Origin of the sequence: Paracoccus sp. P2 (genome assembly GCF_046335115.1) — a bacterium.
In the GTDB taxonomy this organism is placed as follows: domain Bacteria; phylum Pseudomonadota; class Alphaproteobacteria; order Rhodobacterales; family Rhodobacteraceae; genus Paracoccus; species Paracoccus pantotrophus.
In genome coordinates this window covers 1-17,947 of the sequence record NZ_JBGOSN010000066.1, presented here as the reverse complement: position 1 = coordinate 17,947, position 17,947 = coordinate 1, and the positions used below count along the sequence as shown (strand labels likewise).

20 protein-coding genes are annotated in these 17,947 nt (G+C 66.6%); 10 read left to right on the top strand and 10 right to left on the bottom strand.

Annotation, left to right across the window (positions count from 1 at the left end; all coding sequences use genetic code 11):
• Positions 1–283 precede the first annotated feature (283 nt).
• Positions 284–1,180 (top strand): DNA-binding protein, encoded by an 897-nt coding sequence (locus ACDP63_RS22480; RefSeq protein ID WP_409928687.1) that lies wholly within the window; start codon positions 284–286, stop codon positions 1,178–1,180.
• Positions 1,180–1,644, top strand: coding sequence for a thermonuclease family protein (locus ACDP63_RS22475; protein ID WP_409928686.1), 465 nt, complete (start codon positions 1,180–1,182; stop codon positions 1,642–1,644). The genes ACDP63_RS22480 and ACDP63_RS22475 overlap by 1 nt, the downstream gene beginning before the upstream one ends.
• 84 nt (positions 1,645–1,728) lie before the next feature.
• Here ACDP63_RS22475 and ACDP63_RS22470 read toward each other — a convergent pair whose 3' ends face one another.
• Genes ACDP63_RS22470 through ACDP63_RS22455 form a run of 4 tightly spaced genes read right to left on the bottom strand, consistent with a single transcriptional unit; the run spans position 1,729 to position 5,186 of the window.
• A complete protein-coding gene (locus tag ACDP63_RS22470) occupies positions 1,729–2,121 on the bottom strand; it encodes a hypothetical protein (RefSeq protein ID WP_409928685.1) in 393 nt (130 codons plus the stop codon).
• A gap of 11 nt (positions 2,122–2,132) precedes the next feature.
• Positions 2,133–4,658 (bottom strand): type IV secretory system conjugative DNA transfer family protein, encoded by a 2,526-nt coding sequence (locus ACDP63_RS22465; RefSeq protein ID WP_409928684.1) that lies wholly within the window; start codon positions 4,656–4,658, stop codon positions 2,133–2,135.
• A 32-nt stretch (positions 4,659–4,690) separates the two neighbouring features.
• On the bottom strand, positions 4,691–4,912 hold the full coding sequence (locus ACDP63_RS22460; protein WP_409928683.1) for a conjugal transfer protein TraD: 222 nt from the start codon (positions 4,910–4,912) through the stop codon (positions 4,691–4,693).
• A 22-nt stretch (positions 4,913–4,934) separates the two neighbouring features.
• The gene (locus ACDP63_RS22455) at positions 4,935–5,186 is read right to left on the bottom strand and encodes a TraC family protein (RefSeq protein WP_409928682.1); all 252 of its coding nucleotides are present in this window, start codon (positions 5,184–5,186) and stop codon (positions 4,935–4,937) included.
• A gap of 192 nt (positions 5,187–5,378) precedes the next feature.
• Between ACDP63_RS22455 and traA the strand changes: the two genes are divergently transcribed.
• The 4 genes from traA (at position 5,379) to ACDP63_RS22435 (ending at position 10,248) form a co-directional block, all read left to right on the top strand.
• Positions 5,379–8,642 carry a Ti-type conjugative transfer relaxase TraA gene (gene traA / locus ACDP63_RS22450; protein ID WP_409928681.1) on the top strand — a complete coding sequence of 1,088 codons (3,264 nt, stop codon included), beginning with the start codon at positions 5,379–5,381 and terminating at the stop codon, positions 8,640–8,642.
• A gap of 33 nt (positions 8,643–8,675) precedes the next feature.
• The gene (locus ACDP63_RS22445; RefSeq protein WP_079651109.1) at positions 8,676–9,047 is read left to right on the top strand and encodes a hypothetical protein; all 372 of its coding nucleotides are present in this window, start codon (positions 8,676–8,678) and stop codon (positions 9,045–9,047) included.
• 72 nt (positions 9,048–9,119) lie between these two features.
• Positions 9,120–9,341: a hypothetical protein gene (locus tag ACDP63_RS22440; RefSeq protein WP_409928680.1), complete on the top strand. Its 222-nt coding sequence runs from the start codon at positions 9,120–9,122 to the stop codon at positions 9,339–9,341.
• Entirely contained in the window at positions 9,328–10,248 is a 921-nt protein-coding gene (locus ACDP63_RS22435; protein ID WP_409928679.1) for a S1C family serine protease, read from the top strand. Before ACDP63_RS22440 ends, ACDP63_RS22435 begins: the two co-directional genes overlap by 14 nt.
• 128 nt (positions 10,249–10,376) lie before the next feature.
• On the opposite strand, the gene ACDP63_RS22430 is transcribed toward ACDP63_RS22435, so the two are convergent.
• From ACDP63_RS22430 to ACDP63_RS22410, 5 genes are read right to left on the bottom strand one after another with little or no spacing between them, the layout of a single operon-like run.
• A complete protein-coding gene (locus ACDP63_RS22430; protein WP_409928678.1) occupies positions 10,377–10,745 on the bottom strand; it encodes a transcriptional regulator in 369 nt (122 codons plus the stop codon).
• A gap of 3 nt (positions 10,746–10,748) precedes the next feature.
• The gene (locus ACDP63_RS22425) at positions 10,749–11,168 is read right to left on the bottom strand and encodes a very short patch repair endonuclease (RefSeq protein ID WP_409928677.1); all 420 of its coding nucleotides are present in this window, start codon (positions 11,166–11,168) and stop codon (positions 10,749–10,751) included.
• A gap of 10 nt (positions 11,169–11,178) precedes the next feature.
• Positions 11,179–11,475, bottom strand: coding sequence for a hypothetical protein (locus ACDP63_RS22420; protein ID WP_059318886.1), 297 nt, complete (start codon positions 11,473–11,475; stop codon positions 11,179–11,181).
• A 3-nt stretch (positions 11,476–11,478) separates the two neighbouring features.
• Entirely contained in the window at positions 11,479–12,342 is an 864-nt protein-coding gene (locus ACDP63_RS22415) for an NgoMIV family type II restriction endonuclease (protein WP_409928676.1), read from the bottom strand.
• A complete protein-coding gene (locus ACDP63_RS22410; protein ID WP_409928675.1) occupies positions 12,342–13,298 on the bottom strand; it encodes a DNA cytosine methyltransferase in 957 nt (318 codons plus the stop codon). Before ACDP63_RS22410 ends, ACDP63_RS22415 begins: the two co-directional genes overlap by 1 nt.
• Positions 13,299–13,694: 396 nt before the next feature.
• On the opposite strand from ACDP63_RS22410, the gene ACDP63_RS22405 reads away from it, so the two are divergent.
• The 3 genes from ACDP63_RS22405 to ACDP63_RS22395 all read left to right on the top strand — a co-directional run bounded on the left by ACDP63_RS22405 (position 13,695) and on the right by ACDP63_RS22395 (position 15,443).
• Positions 13,695–14,360, top strand: a complete 666-nt coding sequence (locus ACDP63_RS22405) for a recombinase family protein (RefSeq protein ID WP_409928674.1) — start codon at positions 13,695–13,697, stop codon at positions 14,358–14,360.
• Positions 14,357–14,656 carry a hypothetical protein gene (locus ACDP63_RS22400; protein WP_409928673.1) on the top strand — a complete coding sequence of 100 codons (300 nt, stop codon included), beginning with the start codon at positions 14,357–14,359 and terminating at the stop codon, positions 14,654–14,656. The genes ACDP63_RS22405 and ACDP63_RS22400 overlap by 4 nt, the downstream gene beginning before the upstream one ends.
• Positions 14,657–14,783: 127 nt before the next feature.
• A complete protein-coding gene (locus ACDP63_RS22395) occupies positions 14,784–15,443 on the top strand; it encodes an AAA family ATPase (protein ID WP_061512176.1) in 660 nt (219 codons plus the stop codon).
• Positions 15,444–15,460: 17 nt separating this feature from the next.
• Here ACDP63_RS22395 and ACDP63_RS22390 read toward each other — a convergent pair whose 3' ends face one another.
• The gene (locus ACDP63_RS22390) at positions 15,461–15,760 is read right to left on the bottom strand and encodes a hypothetical protein (RefSeq protein WP_409928672.1); all 300 of its coding nucleotides are present in this window, start codon (positions 15,758–15,760) and stop codon (positions 15,461–15,463) included.
• 222 nt (positions 15,761–15,982) lie between these two features.
• On the opposite strand from ACDP63_RS22390, the gene ACDP63_RS22385 reads away from it, so the two are divergent.
• Positions 15,983–17,113, top strand: a complete 1,131-nt coding sequence (locus ACDP63_RS22385; RefSeq protein ID WP_409928671.1) for a replication initiator protein A — start codon at positions 15,983–15,985, stop codon at positions 17,111–17,113.
• Positions 17,114–17,947 lie beyond the last annotated feature (834 nt).

Genomic DNA, 17,947 nt, shown 5'->3' with positions numbered 1-17,947 from the left:
TCACATCTCGCCCCTCGGATGGGCGCACATCTTACTCACAGGGGAGTACAGGTGGCCGAAAAGAGCTTAGCGTAGGATTTAGCACCGTCCGGCAGCAGACCCCCTCTATGGGCTTCCTGTGCCGTTTTCCGCCACCGACGTGCTCCCGGCCGGGGCGCTGGCGTGACCGTCCGCGTAGCGTTTCTGTAGGATTTGTAAAATTCTCTGTAGCGGCTTGTATATTGTAGTATGTAGTAGTAGTATACAACATACTACAACGCTACATTTTTTACAGGAGCGCATCATGGCCGTGACCAAAGAGCAGATTTTTTCCGCCGCTGACGAGCTGGCCGCCGGCGGCCAGAAGCCCACCCTTGAGGCCATCCGCCAGCGCACCGGCGGCAGCTACACCACCATTTCCCCGGCGCTGAACGAATGGAAGGCCCGGCAGGCCACAGCCGCCGCGCCGCTGCGCGAGCCTGCGCCCCAGGCCGTTGCCGACCGCCTGGCCGAGCTGGGCGCTGACGTGTGGGCCGTGGCGCTCGACCTGGCGAATGCCCGCCTAGCCGTGGAGCGCGAGGCGCTGGAAAAGGCCCGCGCCGAGCTGGAAGCCGACCGCAACGAGGCAACCGAGCTGGCCGACAAGCTGGCGGGCGACGTGGAAGCCCTGCAATCCCGCCTGGCGTCCATCGAGGCCGCCGAAGCGGCCGCACGCGGCGAAGCCGACGAGCTGCGGGCCAGCCTGACCGCTGCCCAGGAACAGGCGCACACCGCCGAGGCCCGCGCCCAGGAGATCGAGCGACGCGCCGGCGAGCTGCGCACGGAACTGGACAGGGCGCACCAGGACGCCGACCAGGCGCGCGGGGCGCTGGCCGAGCAGCAGAAGGCCAGCCAGGCCGCCGCCGCTCAACTCGACCAGGTGCGCGCCGAGCTGGTGAAGGCGCAGGCCAAGGCCGAGGCCGACCAGGAAGCGCACCAGGAGCAGCGCAAGGCCGCAGCGGCCGAGGCGCACCGCATGGCCGAACGCCTCACCGCCGCCCAGGGCGAACGCGACCAGGCGCGGCAGGATGCCAGCGCCGCCCGCGAGGAAGCCGCCCGCCTGGCCGGGCAGCTCACGGCGCACCAGGAACAGAACGCCGCGCTGCTGGCCCGTATCCAGCCGGCGGCCGACCAGGACAAGCCGGCCAAGGGGCGCAAGTGATGCGGGCAGGGCTGGCCGCGTTCGCGGTCATCCTGGCGGCGACAACCGCCCAGGCCGGCGAGCTGCGCGGCCGGGTGGTGGCCGTCGCCGATGGCGACACGCTCACCATTCTGGACGCTGGCCGCCAGCAGCACCGCATCCGGCTGGCCGAGATCGACGCGCCCGAAAAGCGGCAGCCCTTCGGCCAGCGGTCGAAGCAATCGCTTTCCGATCTTTGCTACGGCCGGGATGCCGTCATCGAGGACGGCGGGCGCGACCGCTACGGCCGCATCATCGGCCGCGTGAGTTGCGCAGGCATCGACACCAGCGCCGAGCAGGTGCGGCGCGGCATGGCATGGGTTTTCGACCGCTACGCGACCGACCGCAGGCTGTACGCGATCCAGGACGAGGCGAGGGCGGCCCGGCGTGGCCTATGGAGCGACGCCGCGCCGGTGCCGCCGTGGGAATACCGGGCTAAAAAATAGGAAATGCACTGTTTTTAATGTTAAAAACAGTGCATCAATCGGGCTGATATTGACACTTGAGGGGCGGCTTTAGCCGCTGAAAAACTACTGCCCGCCGCGCCGCTGCCGGAAGGTCGCCAGGTCGATCACGTCCGCCGTGCGCCGGCCGGCGGCCTGCATCGGCGTGGCCGGGGCAGGGCGACCGGGTTCCGCCTGGCGCGGCCGCCGGCGGAACAGTTCGAGCAGGTACGACCCCAGGAAGATGCCGGGAATGAACGGCAGCACGATCAGCACGCCCAGGGCCGAGGCCAGCGCCCGGAAGGGCTTGGCGAGCCACCGCAGCGGCCCGCGCAGCAGGTCGGCCAGCAGGCCATCGAGCAGCCAGAGCGCCACGGCCAGGACGAAGCCGCCGGCGGCGACCGTCATCACCGCGCCGCCGCCGAGCCAGGCGGCCAGGCCGACCAGCAGCAGATAACCGATGACGACGAAAACCCACATGGCCGCGCCCGTCAGCTATGGTAGGGGTTCGCGTCGAACCGCCCTGCATACTCGGGATCGGCCAGGTAGTTCAGCCGGTCGAGCAGGTAGGGATATTCGCCCTTCACCAGCACGATGGGCTTTTCCGGCCCCAGGCGCATGACCTCATCCGGCGTCAGCAGCTCGCGGCCGGCGAACTGCTGGCTTGTGCCGCTGGACTTGCCCCGGTTCAGGGAGCCGCCGCCGCCTGAAACGCCGCTGCCGCTGTTGCGGCCGGTGTTCTCCGTCTCAAACTCAATCGTGGCTTTGCCCAGGCTGTCGCTGATGTATTTGGCCGTGTCGTAGTCGTCCGTTCCATAGAACGACTTGGCGCTGTTCGCCAGGAAGGTTTGCCACTTCGGATAGGTTCCCTTGAGCTGCGACAGGTCTTGAATGAACACCCAGAAGGCCAGGCCGTAGCCGCGCAGCAGGCTTACCGCGTCCTCGATCTGCTTCATGTAGCCGAGCTGGCCGAACTCATCGAGAAGGAACGCGACCCGGTGCGCCGGCTGCACGTTGCTGGACGTGATCGCGGCAATCACCGAGCTGATGAACAGGCGCAGGAACCGGGCATTCGGGCCGATGCGGTTGGCCGGCATGACCAGGTAAACCGTCATGGCCGTGGCCTTGATTTCCGACAGGTCGAAGCCGGAGCGCGACAGCGCCGCCGCGATGCGCGGGTCATCCAGGAATGCCGTATTCCGGCGGGCCGTCGAGAGCACCGAGCCGCGTTCCTTGTCGGCCATGCCCATGAGCGTATTTGCCGCCCTGGCCGGGATGCCGAAGGCCGCCGTCTCGTCGGCGGCCATCATGCCCAGGAGGTCGAAAAACTCCGCTTCCCCGGCCGTCAGCAGTCGGCGCAGCTCACCCAGGTTCCGGCGCTCCACGTCATCCAGTCCGGCGACGTGCAGCATGAGGCCCTGCAAGAAGTTCTTGGCGGACTCGTCGAAATGCACGCCGTCGCCCTTGCTTTCGGCGATCACCAGGGCATCGGCCAGGATGGCCGATTCACTTACGCAATCCGGGTTCCACACGTCGAGCCGGTCAAGCACGTTGAAGGCCGCGCCGCCGTCGCCATTGACCGCGAACGGATCGACCACATGAACGGCATGGCCGAGCGCCCGGCGGGCGCGAGCCGTCACGGCCGCGTTTTCGCCCTTCACGTCGAGCACCAGGGCCGAGCCGGGGTAGTCCAGAAGGTTCGGAATCACCGCACCAATGCCCTTGCCGGAGCCGGTAGGGGCGACCGTCACGACGTGGCCCGTAAAGCGGAAACGTTGATCGAGGCTGGCGGGCGCATCGGCCACCCGGCCCAGGGCGAAACCGGCGGGCTTACCGGGCGCGACCAGGTGCCCGGCCTGGCGGATTTCCGCGACCGTGCCCCACCTGGCCGACCCATGCGTGACCGGCTGCGCGCCGGGCGCGGAAGCGGCCTGAACGGCGGCCGCGCCGATGCTCGCAGCGCCGCCCGGTTCGCCCTGCAAACCGGCCCGCAGATTGTCGAGCCAGGCCCCCAGGACGCGCAGCCGGTGGCCCAGGGTGGAGCCTTCACCGAGCTTGGACGCTAGCGCGCCGGAGATGCGGCCGCCTTGAGCATACATGGCATAGGTGCCGACCAAGGTTGCCGCGATCATGGCCCAGGACGGCAGGAACGGAACCAGCACGAATGCCAGCACCATTGCCGACCCCGGCAGCAGGTAGGCGAGGGCAGCCGCGCCCGCCAGCGTGATCGGGTTTTGCTTGCGCTTCACGGCCACCACGACCGCGCCGAGCATCAGCACGAACAGAACGAAGAAGAAGATGCCCCAAACTTCGGTGATGCGCCGGGCGAATCCACCGAAATAGCCGCTTACCGTGTTGCCGGAAAGCTCCTCCCGGCGCGTCGCGGCCTTCTGCTCAATCTGGCCGCGATGCTCCGCTAGAACCTTGTCGCTTTCCGCAGCCGCCAGGCCCTTCACGAACTCAATGCCTCGCGTCACCGACTGCTGCACCACATTGACGCCGGCGGTAGCGGCCGCCGCCGGGCGCTGACCGTCCAGGCCGCCGGAAATCCGGGCACTGAAATCGTCCAGGTTCGCCGCTGTTCCCAGGCCAGCGTTCTGCAAGAAAAGGCCCAAATCGGAGCGGTACAGGCTCAAGATATTTGCCGCGCCGGTAGCGTTTCGACTTGCTAGAGCGGCCGCTTCCATTTCCTTCATCACTGGCAGCAACTCGGCCCACTTGGCACGGTAGGTTTTCCAGTCGCCCGCGTTCGTCGCCATCGACAAATCTTGCTGCCCAATGTCGAGATTTTGCAGGTTCGCTTCCCAGGTCTTGAAGGTCGATCCCTGCACATCACAAACACGCTTTGCCCAGGATTCAGAGTCTTGCCCATAGAAGCGCCCAGCTTCGGCGGCAATGTTGCATTCCGGGAAAACTCCGGCGTGCGCCGTGTTCGCTAGAGACAAGACGAACGCACCGAAAAACACGGCCACGATAGCCGCCCACAATCTCGCTAGGAATCCTTCAAAGTCGATCATTTTTCACCTCTCTGTCAGGTAGAAATTGACGGCTAGGAACGGTTGCCGCCGTCCTCTCCATCATCGGAAAAAGCTGTGTCGCCAGCTGCCTCAAAGCGCGCTTTGGTGGCGTCAGCGTTTGGCCCCTTGAGAGCGCCGGCCGCGAGGGTCAAAGCGCCCAAAATCACGGATGCCGGATAGTCCGCCATACCGGACTTGATGACCAAGCCGCCAAGCTGAATCTTGCGGCGTGCATCTTCCCTCCTGGCGTTCATCCGAAGGCGTCCTAAGTCGCGCTCAGTTCGCGCCAGGCGTTGCCGCAGCCTGGGCAACTTGCTTGGCTTCGCCCTTGCGAAATTTCGAGGCGATAGCCTCAAACTCCTTCCGCATGGCTGCGTCGTCAATGTCCAGATCGCCGAGACCGGCGGCAATCGCAATCTTGCCGATACGTTCAGCGGCCTTGCTTTCGAGTTCGGCCAGTTCAGCCTTGATGCGGTTCAGCTCGGCCAGCTTGTCGGCCTTGCGTTCCGATAGGGTTTTTCGTGCCATCGTTTTAGCTCCTTGCGAGATTGTGGGTTATGCGCCTGCGATGGTACCACCGGCACCGCTGGCGGGGAAGGCGCGGCGGTGGTACAGTCATGCAGCGAAGCGAAATGCGCACTTACGGGTTGCTGCGCAACCCTAATGCGGCCGGGGATACCCCTGCACCCCTTTTTAGCGGCTAAAACGCCAAGGGAAGAAATGGCGATCTACCACCTGAACACGCACACGATAGGACGGGCTGCCGGGCATAGCGCCGTGGCCGCCGCCGCCTATCGTTCGGCGTCGTCGCTGGTAGATGAGCGCACCGGGGAAGCGTTCGACTTCACCAGGAAAGGCGGCGTCCTGTCGGCTGAGATCGTCACGCCCGCAGGCGTGCCGGTTCCCGAGCGCACCGCCCTGTGGAATGCCGCCGAAGCCGCCGAGAAGCGCAAGGATGCGAGAGTGGCCCGCGAGTGGCGGGCGGCCCTGCCGCACGAGCTGAACGAAGCCGACCGGCGCGAGTTGGCAACGCGCATGGGGCAGGCCATCGCCGACCGCTACGGCGTCGCCGTGGATGTGTGCATCCACGCCCCGGACAGGGAAGGCGACGACCGGAATTTTCATGTTCACATGCTGGCGACCACGCGCACCATTGGCGCGGATGGAACGCTAGGCGCTAAGGCCGTCATCGAGCTGGCGAACAAGGACAGGCAGAAGGCGGGCATTCCCGGCACCAGCCAGGGCGACATTGCCGACATTCGCCGCGAGTGGGCAGGGCTGGCAAACGAGGCTTTGGAGCGGGCCGGAATCAGCGCCCGCATCGACCACCGTAGCTATGCGGATCAAGGCGTGGAGCTGACGCCAACCAGGCACATCGGCAGCGACGCCGTGGCGATGGAGCGGCGCGGGCTGGACGCCGACCGCATCGACATTCACAACGCCGACCGGCAGGAGCAGGCGCGGCAGATCGCCGAGCGGCCGGAGATCATCCTAGACAAGATCACGGCGACGCAGGCCGTATTCACGCGCCGCGACATTGCCGCCGAGCTGAACCGCTACATTGACGACGCCGGGCAGTTCCAGGGCTTGCTTGCCAAGCTGGAAAACTCGCCGCTGCTAGTGGAGATGGAACCGGCGAACGGCCGCGATCCGGCGAAGTTCTCCACCCGCGAAATGATCGAGATCGAGCGCGGCATGGTGGAGAGCGCCGAGTGCCTGGCCCGCGCCGGGCGGCATGGCGTTTCCAGCCCGATCACGAACGCCGCGATTGACGGCGCTGGCACCCTGTCGGCCGAGCAGCAAAACGCCGTCCGGCACGTCCTCAATCCGGGCAGCCTGGCCGTTGTCATCGGCGATGCCGGCACGGGCAAATCCTTCTCCATGAAGATCGCCCGCGAGGCGTGGCAGGCCCAGGGATTCAACGTGCGCGGCGCTGCCCTGGCGGGCAAGGCGGCCGACGAATTGCAGGCGGGCAGCGGCATCGAAAGCCGCACGCTCGCCAGCCTTGAATTTGCATGGAAGAACGGAAAGGACAAGCTCACTTCCCGCGATGTTCTCGTGATCGACGAGGCCGGCATGATCGGCAGCCGCCAGCTTGGCCGCGTGCTGAAAGCCGCCGAGCAGGCCGGGGCAAAAGTCGTCCTGCTGGGCGATGACAAGCAGCTTGCCGCCATCGAGGCGGGCGCCGCTTTCCGGGGCGTGGTGCAGCACGTCGGCGCGGCGGAAATCACCGAGGTTCGACGCCAGAAAGAGGCATGGGCGCGGGCGGCCGGGCAAGAGCTGGCGCGCGGTTCCGTGGCCGATGGCCTGGCGGCCTACGCCGAGCGCGGCCACGTCCAAATCCACGGCAGCCGCGAGGCCGCACGCGACGCCCTGGCGGCGTCCTATGTCGACGACAAGGGCAAGGGAAGCCAGATCATCCTTGCCCATTCCAATGCGGACGTTCAGGCGCTTAACCAGGCCGTGCGCGATGCCCGGAAGGAGCGCGGCGAGCTGGCCGGTTCCGCCCGGTTCGTGACGGAGCGCGGCGGGCGCGAGTTCGCCGCCGGCGACCGCATCGTGTTCCTGAAAAACGACCGCGATCTAGGCGTGAAGAACGGCACCCTTGGCACCGTCGAGCGGGCCGAGGATGGCAGCCTGGCCGTGCGGCTGGACAGCGGCGAAGCGCGCCAGGTGCAGGCGTCCCAATATGCGGCCGTCGATCATGGTTACGCCGTCACGATTCACAAGGCCCAGGGCGTGACGGTTGATCGCGCCTACCTGCTGGCGACCCCCGGCATGGATAGGAGCTTGGCCTATGTCGGCATGACCCGGCACCGCGAGGCCGCGACCCTGTTTGCCGGGGCCGACGACTTCACCGACCGGCGGGTCGGGCGGCTGGTCGATCACGGCGCCGCGCCCTACGAGAACAACCCCGAGAACCGGCCGAGCTACTTTGCCACCTTGGAGAACGACAAGGGAGAGCGGCACACCATTTGGGGCGTCGATCTTGAGCGCGCCATTGCCGCCAGCGGCGCGCAGCGCGGCGACCGCATCGGCTTGGAGCATGGCGGTTCGGAGACCGTGCGCCTGCCGGACGGCACCACGGCCGAGCGCAACACCTGGCACGTTCGCGGCGCGGCCGAGCTGGCCGCCAGGAAGCTGGCCCAGGTGCTGGGCCGCGAGCGGCCCAAGGAAAGCACGCTGGACTTTGCCGACCGGCGCGGCTTCGACGGCGAGAACGTCATGCGCCGCTGGCTCGAACGCGGCCGGGCCAAGGTGGCCGAGCTGGCCGGGAGGATGCAGCGCGCCATGCGCCGCAGCCTGGAACGGCACGGCCGCCCCGACCTCATGCCGGCGACCGACATTGCCGGCACGCCGGCCGTGCAGCGGCCGCAGCAGATCGAGCAGCCGGCAGCGCCGCAGCGGCCGCCAGCGGAACGCCCGGCCCCCGACCCCCTGGCCGGATTCCGCGCCGGCGTGGAGCGCGCCGAGGCGGCAGGCGGCGGCCTGGCGCTGGACGTGGCGAAGGCACAGCTTGCCGTCGCCCAGGAGTTCCAGGCGGCCGGGAAAGACCCCAGGCACCATTCGGCCGCGATCATGCAGGAGGGCCAGCAGCGGGCCTTTGCGGGCCTGGCGCAGCCGTCCCAGGCCAAGGCCGAGCCGGAACGCCCGGCGGCCGTCCAGGTCAGCGAGCAAGACCGCAAGCGGGCCGAGATGTACGCCAAGAGGGAGGCCGACCAGTTCAAGGCGCTGGCCGTGAAGCGGCAGGCGGGTTTTGCGGGCTACACAGACCGCAACCCGAGCGCCTGGCGCGAGCTGCCGGCCGAGCTGCGCGAGCGCATCGAGCGGTTCAACGCCATGCCGAAGGAGCGCCAGGCCGTCGAGCTGGACAAGATGCAGCGCGAGCTTGCCGACAGGTATGCACGCGACCCGAAGGAGATCGAGCGCAGCCGGCAGCGGCAGCGCGAGCAGGAGCGCGGCAACGGCGGTTTGAGCCGGTGACGCGCCGTTTTCAACCAACCAGGAGCACGCACCATGAGCACAGAACCGACGAACGACGAGCTGGCCCAGGGCTACGCCAAGCAGATCGAGCAGGCGCAGCAGCGCCGCGAGGCGAAAGACCTTGAGCGGCTGGAACGCCACGGCCAGGCGGCTGCGCAGCAGTCCCAGGCCATCGAGGCCGAGCAGAAGCAAGGCCAGCAGGGCCAGGGCTTCGAGCTGGACGCCAGCCAGAAAGTCGAGCTGAACGAGATCAACGGCCAGCAGGCAAAGACGCTGGCAAAGGAGCTGAACCGGGACAACGAGAACGGCGACCAGGTGAAGCAGGCCCGCGCCCGCGAGATCGCCGAACGGTTCAAGGAGAAGGCGGCGCGCGACCGGGAGCAATCCCGCAGCTTTAGCCGCTGAAAGGCGGCGCCAGGGCGGCGGCAACCGGCCCAGGCGCCTAACCACAACCCCATCCGACAGAGGGATGAAATCATGGCTGAACAGCATATTACCCGCGCCCCCCGGCGCGATCTAACGAAATACCGTGTGACCTTCGCGGCCGCCGTCATCGGCCTGGCCGGGGCCGGCTGGATGTTCCAGGCGGCCTATGAGCAGCACATCAAGGTTTTGCAGATCGGCGACGACACCGGCCAGCGCCTGCAAATGCGCGGCCTCAACCATGACCAGGAGGGCGCGGAGCATGAGCAGCGTTGAATCCTGGCGGCGCGCTGCCCTGGCGGCCTACGTCCTGGCGGGGGCCGCCCTGGCGTCCGGCGGCTATGCCCTTGCCACTACCCAGGCGAACGTGAACGCCATCGCGGCCGCGCAGCAGCGCCTTTCCGATGATGGATGGAACCAGCACCAGGCGCAGGCCACGGCCGACAGCGCCCGCAGCGCCGCCGGCGAGGGCGTGGAGCTGGACGCCCGCCCCTACCCTGCCGCCGTCGATTGGGCGGCCGTGGCCGGCCAAGTGATGCCGTCCGTTGTCATGGTGGCCGTCATCGAGCGCGCCAAGGGCGACGGCAGCCGTAACCGGGCATGGCTTGTCCCTGGCGTTCAAACCAACCTGGCAACCGGACTGCTGACCCGCTATCGCGCCTGGCGGCACGAATGGGCGAAGGCCGACCAGGAACGCGAATGGGTGACGATGGGCGCGGGCTTCCTTGTCGGCGACGGCCGCACGGCGCTGACGGCCGCGCACGTCCTGGCCGGCATCGAGGGCGTGCGGGTGAAGCTGGCAAGCGGGGAATGGCGCAGCGCCCGCGTGGCGCGTCTCGACCAGGTGCGCGACGTGGCCGCGCTGCTGATCGACGGCGAGCCAGGCCAGCCGGTGCGCGCGGCCCCCGCCCTGCCCCGCCAGGGGCAGGCCGTCGCCGCGATCGGCTCCCCGAAGGGCTTGGACTTTTCCATGAGCGCGGGCATCGTCAGCCGCCACGGCCAGGTCGGCGGCCTGATTGGCGCGGCGGGCATGTTGCAGATCGACGCGCCCATAGCGGGCGGCAACTCCGGCGGCGTGGTGGTCAATGGCCGGGGCGAGGCCGTGGGCCTTGTGAGCCACAGCGCCGGGCCATTCACCCAGGCGGTGCCCATCGGCCGCGCCCTGGCCGTGGCGGGCTTGTAGAGGCCAACCAGGAACAGCAAGGGCGGCCGCGTGGCCGCCCTTTTCGCTTCCGGGCCTGCATCGTCGGAAACGGCGATGAGATCCACCGCGGCGGCCGTCATCGCCGGATGTGGCGATGCTGGCCAGCCCTACCCTTCCAGGCCGTGCATGGCCCTGGCCCGCGCCGCGATTTCGCGGGCGTGCTCGACATAGGCCGGGTCGCCGACGGCCTCGGCTTCGGCCAGGAAGGCGCTGATCGCCTCGGCCGTGGTCAGCGCCTCGGCCGGGTCGAAGGGCGTCAGCTCACGGCCTACGGCGGGAGCATCCACCCATTCGCGTTCCTCTGGCGGCTGCGGCTGCGAATAGTCGGAAGCGGCCAGCAGCTCGGCCATCGTGTGGCGCGCGGCGCTGTCGTCGGCGGCGTTCAGATCGGCCAGCAGCTCATCGACCGAGCCAACCCGCGACACGCGGCCGGCGCGGCTATCTGCAATCGCTTCTTCGGTTTCCTTCTTGCCCATGTCCTATTGCCCCTTTCCGGCCAGGTGCGGCGGCCCCAGGAAATCTAGCAGGGCTTGGCGCGTGGCCTCATGGTTCTTGGTTTCGCACTCCCAAATCACCAGCACATCCCACCCAGCGGCGGCGAGCTGCGCAAGCGCGGCCTTGTCGCGCTCTATGTTGCGTTCGAGCTTGGGAAGCCAGTAGGCGGCATTCGACTTGGGCGGCCGCCCTTCCCTGCACCCCGGATGCTGATGCCAGAAACAGCCGTGAATGAAGATCACTTTCCGGCGGCCGGGAAACACCAGGTCGGGCTTGCCGGGAATGTCCTTGCGGTGCAGCCGGTAGCGGTAGCCTAGGCCATGCGCCAGGCGGCGCACAGCCATTTCCGGGGCGGTGTCCTGGCTGCGGATGCGCCGCATGTTCTCGCTGCGGTTCATCCCCATGCGCTGGCCCCTACTTGCCCCGCTTCACGACCCACGACCAGCCGAAAGACTCGACCAGCTTCCGCGAGCGCAGCAGTTCCCAGCCCAGGCGCAGGGACTCAGCCCGGCTTTCGGCCGTCACGCGGCCGATGTACTTGGTAACGGTCTTTCCGTGGGCCTTGAATTGCAGATAGCCGTACAACTGATGCGAGCGGGAATAGTGCCGGGCAGCTACCGAGGCCGTGACGACCGTTCCATCGGCTAGGCGCAGCTCGCGCCGCTCAGGCCCGCCGGCGGCCTCGTCCTGTTCCCGCTGGCCGGCCGTCATGGCTCACACTGCCAAGTCAAGCGGCAGGTCTGAAATGTCCTTCAGGCGCTTGCCATCGACCATCACCGCCAGGAGGTCGGCCGCATCGTCCATGCCCAGGGCTTTCACGGTGGCTTGCAGCTCATACAGGGCGAAGTGATACACGCAATCAATGTCCCCGGTGCCCAGGGCGATGGAGGCAAGGCGGCTCGGTGTCGGTTCGGCCGTGACGACCACCACATGCGGCAGACGGCCCTTGCGGTTGCGTACCAGGTTCAACGCTTCGGAACGGGCGTTTTGCGCCCGGTCGCTGCGGATCGTCCACTTGCAGGAAATGCTTGCGTGCAGCAGCGGCAGGCCGCCGTTTTTCTTGCGCAGGCTGGCAAGCGTGGTCACGCTGTCATCGACCAGGACCGCCGGTGCATTGATGGCGCTGTCGTCCTCGGTGTCGCGCACCACCACGATATCCGGCGTGATGGTGTAGTCGCTCCCCAGGGCGGCGGCCAGCTCCGCATCGGCCTTAGCGGCGCGATCCAGGGCGACCAGGTGCGCGTATTGCTCATACCGGGCGATTTCCAGGCGATTGCGGCCGGAGACTTGATGCACGTCCCAGGTACCGGGGCGCAGGTGCCCCAGCTTGAGGAAGGTTTCCTGCACGAAGGCCGCGCAAATGCCCTCGAACTGGTTGCCCGAGGTCTGGCCCGCGATCCGCTCGCCGATGGTTTCGGCCTTGAGCAGATCGGCAATGCCCTTGGCAATCGCCTTGCTCGTCGTGTTGCTGCTGTCGGCGTTGCTGACCACTCCCGCGCTGTTGATGGTCAGGGTTGATTGAAGCAGCGAGGCATGGAACGCCTTGCGGGCTTCCACGAAGTCGGCGGGCGTCGTCATCATGCCACCTTGAAAACGCGCTTCACGGACAGGGCCGCGAATATCTGACGGGCCACGGCCGCCGCAACCGGCGGCGGGAAGGCGTTGCCGATCTGGCGATAGGCGGCGGTCTTGCGGCCGGAGAACTGCCAGTCATCCGGGAAGCCCTGAATCCGGGCCGTCATGCGCGGCGTCAGGCGCGGCATGCCCACGAAGTCACGCGGCGGGGCATCGTCCCACAACCCCATTCCATCGACGCCCAGGGCGGCCCAGGCGCGTTTTGCGCGGGTCGGGCCGAGGTCTGGCCCGCCGTGCTTCTTGGAGCCGCCTACCAGGGTCGGGGCGATGGTGCTGGCCTGGTCGCGCCAGCGGTTCGCACCGCGCCAGCCGTTGGCCTTCATGAGATCGTGCAGCAGCTCGCCCACGGTCGGCGGTTCGCTTTGCAGAGGTTCCGGCCAGGAGAAGCCGCCGGCCAGGTCTTTGCGGATGCCGACGAACACCACACGCGGGCGCAGTTGCGACACGCCATAGTCCGATGCGTTGAACAGCCGCCAGCCAGGCACATAGCCCAGCTTCTTGAGCTGCTTTTCTACCTTGTTCCGGTAGTCATCAAAGACCGCATCGAGCAGGCCGCGCACGTTCTCAAGCATCACGGCTTGCGGGCGGCACTCATCGACCAGGCGGATAGCTTCGGGGAACAGGTCGCGCTCATCCTTTGCGCCGAGTTGCTTTCCGGCCTTGGAGAACGGCGGGCACGGCACGCCGCCGGCCACCAGGTCAATGCCCTGATAGGGGCGGCCATCGAAGCGGCGCAAGTCGTCCTCAATGACATTCCAGGCCGGTCGGTTCAGGCGAAGCGTTGCGCATGCTGCCGGTTCCAGCTCGACCAGGGCGGCATGGTCGAAGCCTGCCATTTCCAGGCCGATAGCCTGCCCCCCTGCCCCCGCGCACATTTCCAGTGAAGTGAATTGGCTCATTTTGGTTTTCTCTTGGTTGAACGACGTGGCTTTCTGGCTGCCGGCGCAGCGAACATGTCCGCTTGCAAGCCGCCTTGATGTCTGTCGGCGAATGCCTGCATGAACTCGCGCAGCACTTCCGACGCACTCCGGTTTTCAGCCAGACAGGCCCCTTGGAACGCCTCGCGGAGTTCCCTTTCAACACGGATGCGGAGGCCAACGTCTTTGCTCGACATAGGGCGACAGTATCGCATGGATACACGTTTGTGTATCCAAAAAGTTAGCCGGCCGTGTCGCATAAGTACTAAGTTTTGCGACACGGCCCGCCCCGCCCTTTCCTCTAGCGTTGTCGCGTTGCAAAAATCGGTCGCAAATGATCTATTATTTGCGACGATATTTGCAACGAAGGGGCGCACCATGAAAGACAAGCTGCTGATCGGTTACGCCAGGGTATCGACCGATGACCAGGACTTGAGGAACCAGCGCGCCGAGCTGGCCGCCGCCGGCTGCTCGCGCATCTTTGCCGAGAAGATCACCGGCGCGCACGCCAGGCGGCCGGAGCTGGCCCGGATGCTCGACCACCTGCGCGCCGGCGACGTGGTGACAGTCACGCGGCTGGACAGGCTGGCCCGCAGCACCCGCGACCTTTTGGACATTTCCGAGCAGCTACAGGCCAAGGGCGCGGGCCTGCGCAGCCTGGCCGAGCCGTGGGCCGACACCACCACCCCGGCCGGGCGCATGGTGCTGACCGTGTTTGCCGGCATCGCCGAGTTCGAGCGTTCCCTAATCATCGACCGCACCAGGAACGGCCGCGAGGCGGCCAAGGCGCGAGGCGTGCAGTTCGGCCGCCGCCCTACCCTCAACCCCGGACAGGTTGAACATGCCCGCGAGCTGCTGGCCGATGGCCGCACGGCCGCCGAAACGGCCGAGCTGCTGGGCGTGCATCGGGCGACCCTTTACCGGGCGCTGCGCGGCCAGGAAACCAGCCAGGCCGAGGCCCGCCGGCGCGGCGCGTTCGCCGAGAACGCATTGACCGAGGCCGACGCGCTGGCGGCCGCCGGCCAGGAGGGCGCGAAGGCATGAGAAATGGACGCTATCCCCTGCCCCCGCTTCGCCCCGAGTTGCAAGCCGCCCATGACGAAATGGACGCCAAGGGGGATTACTTCGCCTATGCCGTGTGCCGCACCCATGACGGCCAGGCTTGGGAAGTGACCACCAGGCAGGGCGGCATGTATGCCGCGCTCGATGGCCGGTATCTCGACCACGACGAGGCGATGGCCGCCGGCGTGGCTTGGCTGCTGGAACAGCTCGACCGCGAGCCGACCGCCGACGAGGCGGCCTATCGGACGCTATGGGAGGCGCAGGACTTTAGCCGCTAAAGGCCGTTCTTAGCGGCCGTTTTTAATATTAAAAGAACCTTCAAAAAGTGCGCTAACCCTATTGACGTAACCGCGCCAAGCCAGCACAATCAGGCACTGTCAGTTAATATCCTTCTGAGGTGCCAATGTGATTATTACAGTAGGAAACACCAAGGGCGGCGTCGGCAAGACGACGCTGGCTGTTCAGCTCGCCATCGCCCGCGCCTTGGCCGGGCGCGACGTGTGGCTGATCGACGGCGACCGCCAGGGCACGGCAGCGGCGGCCATCGCCGCACGGGCCGAGGGCGGGCGTCAGCCGGGGATTGCCTGCGCGCAGTACGCGGACGGCCCGGCCCTGCGCGGCCAGGTGCAGCAGCAGCGGAACAAGTGGCAAGACATCATCATCGACGCCGGCGGCCGTGACTCGACCGCGCTACGGGCGGCGCTGATCTTGTCCGATGTGCTGCTGGTGCCGTTCGCGCCGCGTTCCTATGACGTGTGGGCGCTCGATGACATGGCCGCGCTGGTGGATGAGGCCCGGAGCGTCCGCGACGGCCTGCGCGCCTTCGCCGTGATGAACCAGGCTGACCCCGGCGAGCACTCGGCCGACAACGCCGACGCGGCGGCGGCCGTGGCCGAGGTTCCGCAGTTCGAGTACCTGGCCGCCCCGATCCGGCGGCGCAAGGCGTTCAGCAATGCCGGCGGCGCTGGCCTGGCCGTGTCCGAGCTAGCCCCCCGCGACCCGAAGGCGATAGCCGAGATTGATAGTCTCGTTTCATCGCTTTTTAATATCCAACAAATCGCCTAACGGGAGTTTTTAGCATGTCAATACAGCGCAAGCCCAAGACCACAACGGCAACCGCCGCCCAGGATGCTTTCATCCAAGGCGCACCAGACGCCAGCAAGGCCGCGCCGGCGGCCGCCTATGAGAAGGGCATTCCCAAGGGCCACAAGCGGCAGATCACCTTGACCATTGCGCCCGAGCTGTTGCGCAAGGTCGATGAAGTCGCCAAGCGCACCGGCCAGGCCCGCGCCGCGATCATCAACATGGCGATTTTCAACGCCCTGGAAGGCAACATTTTCCAGAGCTAAACGGAATTCAAGAAGAATGAAATTAATATCCAAGGGCAATCCATGAACATTTGCGCCGCTTTAGCGGCTAAAACCAGAGCCAGGAAGGCCGAGCGGGTAGCGCAGAACCTGGCCCAAGCGGCCCACGAAAACGCGCAGCTCGGTTTGCCGGCGCCGTGGCGGCTCAATGGCATTTGGCTAGTGCCGCTCGAATCCGGCCGCGTGAAGCCCATAGGGTCGGCACCGTGGCGGCGGCCGAAGGCTTAGGGAGACGGCATGAACAACCAACGCGGGAAAGGGCCGCAGCAGATCGGCGACCTATTGGGCGGTTCCCTGGGCGCTTCCTTGGAGAAGCTGAAAGCCGGGATCGATGCGAGGCAACAGAAGCGCATCGAGGCCGCTGCACGGCCGGGCGAGTCCAAGGAGCAGGTAGCCGCCAGGCTGCGCGACGAGGACGCCCGCGCCGACCGCGAACGCAACGCCAGCAGCTCCGTTAAATCGCCCCCCCCTTCGTCGTCTATCCGCAAGCCGCCGGAAGGTGACGCACAGCCCGATTTTTTCGTGCCGTCGCTCTACGACGTGGGCACCAAGGATTCCCGCAGCATCATGGACGTGGCCGTGTTCCGCCTGTCCAAAAAGGACAAGCGCGCCGGCGAGGTCATCCGCTACGAACTGTCCGATGGTTACGTGGAGGTGAAGGCAGGCCCGGACGGCATGGCGTCCGTTTGGGATTACGACCTGGTGCTGATGATGGTTTCGCACTTGACCGAAGCCATGAACCGCCACCGCGAGGGCAGGGGAGAGAAGCCCGGCCGCACCTACCGGCCCCATGTGAGTGACATTCTCAAGTTCTGCCGCCGTGGCGATGGCGGCCGCCAGGCGGATGAAGTGGAAGGGGCGCTAGACCGCCTCAAGGGCACGACCATCAAAAACGTGCGCGAGCGGCCATCCGCCAACGGCCGGCGGCCCATGCGCGAGGTCGAGGCCGAAGGCTTGGTAAGCAGTTACAAGGTGCTGTCCTATACGGAGAACGGCAAGATTGCGTCCGTCGAGATCGAGGCCCCGAAGTGGCTTTACCGTGAGGTCACAGAGGGCAAGCGGCCGGACGTGCTGACCGTGCATCCCGACTACTTCCTGATTGACCCAGGCATCGGCCGGTTCGTCTATCGCTTGGCCCGGCAAGCGGCGGGCAAGAGTGAAGCCAAGTGGGCTTTCCAGACGGTCTATGACCGCAGCGGCAGCGCCGGCAAGTTCAAAGAGTTCTGCCGCATCCTGCGCAACATCATCGAGGCCAACGACCTGCCCGAATACGAGCTGCGCGAGGAGACAGGGCAGGGCGGCCCGCTGCTGGTGATGATCTACCGCGACCGCGCCGACGAGGCGCTGCCGCCGCCGTCCGGTGTGTAATAGACGGAGATCGACTCTAGGGCAAAATGCCCTAACGCCTGTTCAGGCAGGAACGGCCCCCTGGCTTGTGGATAGTCCGTCTATTACCCACCCGAACCCGTCTATTACACACCGGCTTCCGTCTATTACCCACCCGAACCCGTCTATTACACACCGGCCACCTTCGCAAGCCGTTGATTCATAAGCGAAAAACGGCGTTTTTCGCGGCTAAAACTCTTAAAACATATTTAAAACGCTTAAAACCCGCCTGGCCTGTGCATAAGTCGCGGCCAGCCGAACCTCTCAAAGTTCGTGCATTGGCGGCTTCGCCGGGGGCTCCCGCAAAAATGGCTGGCCTGCGGCCAGGCTGCTTACCAAGGGCATGGCCACGGCCGCGCCCCCTCATCGAGCGCCGCAGCCAACTCGAAGGCCCGAGAAAAGCCAGGTTTAGCAGGAAAAGCGGTTTGCCGAGGCCCGTGCCCAACCTCGAACGCCGACGCTGGCGGGACGGCCGCAGGTTGAACGCCAAGAGGGAAGGGCAAGAACGCCGGTGCCAGGCTGACGAGCTGACGAGCTGGCCAGCCTCGCCGCTTCCGACGATGACGACCGCCAGGCGTGGAGCTCCCATCGCCAGGAATGACGATGCAGGCCCCAGGGCAGGGCACCGCGCCCAAGCTGTCCAGGAGCGCCCAGGACGCACGAAGCCGGGCGCGGCCGGGGGGAAGGTCGGCCGACCCCCGAAAAACGCCTCTAGGGGTCTGCTGCCGGACGGTGCTAAATCCTACGCTAAGCCGATAAAACGCGCCTTCCGTGGTCCCTGAGGTTTCCGTTGGCATCGACGTAGCGATAGAGGGT

Bases quoted from the DNA above. Each gene is read 5' to 3' on its own strand.
- ACDP63_RS22470 (WP_409928685.1), bottom strand. From the start codon at position 2,121: ATGTGGGTTTTCGTCGTCATCGGTTATCTGCTGCTGGTCGGCCTGGCC.
- ACDP63_RS22440 (WP_409928680.1), top strand. From the start codon at position 9,120: ATGGCTGAACAGCATATTACCCGCGCCCCCCGGCGCGATCTAACGAAA.
- ACDP63_RS22460 (WP_409928683.1), bottom strand. From the start codon at position 4,912: ATGAACGCCAGGAGGGAAGATGCACGCCGCAAGATTCAGCTTGGCGGC.
- ACDP63_RS22435 (WP_409928679.1), top strand. From the start codon at position 9,328: ATGAGCAGCGTTGAATCCTGGCGGCGCGCTGCCCTGGCGGCCTACGTC.
- ACDP63_RS22405 (WP_409928674.1), top strand. From the start codon at position 13,695: ATGAAAGACAAGCTGCTGATCGGTTACGCCAGGGTATCGACCGATGAC.
- ACDP63_RS22475 (WP_409928686.1), top strand. From the start codon at position 1,180: ATGCGGGCAGGGCTGGCCGCGTTCGCGGTCATCCTGGCGGCGACAACC.
- ACDP63_RS22425 (WP_409928677.1), bottom strand. From the start codon at position 11,168: ATGGGGATGAACCGCAGCGAGAACATGCGGCGCATCCGCAGCCAGGAC.
- ACDP63_RS22480 (WP_409928687.1), top strand. From the start codon at position 284: ATGGCCGTGACCAAAGAGCAGATTTTTTCCGCCGCTGACGAGCTGGCC.
- ACDP63_RS22430 (WP_409928678.1), bottom strand. From the start codon at position 10,745: ATGGGCAAGAAGGAAACCGAAGAAGCGATTGCAGATAGCCGCGCCGGC.
- ACDP63_RS22410 (WP_409928675.1), bottom strand. From the start codon at position 13,298: ATGAGCCAATTCACTTCACTGGAAATGTGCGCGGGGGCAGGGGGGCAG.
- traA (WP_409928681.1), top strand. From the start codon at position 5,379: ATGGCGATCTACCACCTGAACACGCACACGATAGGACGGGCTGCCGGG.
- ACDP63_RS22415 (WP_409928676.1), bottom strand. From the start codon at position 12,342: ATGACGACGCCCGCCGACTTCGTGGAAGCCCGCAAGGCGTTCCATGCC.
- ACDP63_RS22465 (WP_409928684.1), bottom strand. From the start codon at position 4,658: ATGATCGACTTTGAAGGATTCCTAGCGAGATTGTGGGCGGCTATCGTG.
- ACDP63_RS22385 (WP_409928671.1), top strand. From the start codon at position 15,983: ATGAACAACCAACGCGGGAAAGGGCCGCAGCAGATCGGCGACCTATTG.
- ACDP63_RS22420 (WP_059318886.1), bottom strand. From the start codon at position 11,475: ATGACGGCCGGCCAGCGGGAACAGGACGAGGCCGCCGGCGGGCCTGAG.
- ACDP63_RS22455 (WP_409928682.1), bottom strand. From the start codon at position 5,186: ATGGCACGAAAAACCCTATCGGAACGCAAGGCCGACAAGCTGGCCGAG.
- ACDP63_RS22400 (WP_409928673.1), top strand. From the start codon at position 14,357: ATGAGAAATGGACGCTATCCCCTGCCCCCGCTTCGCCCCGAGTTGCAA.
- ACDP63_RS22445 (WP_079651109.1), top strand. From the start codon at position 8,676: ATGAGCACAGAACCGACGAACGACGAGCTGGCCCAGGGCTACGCCAAG.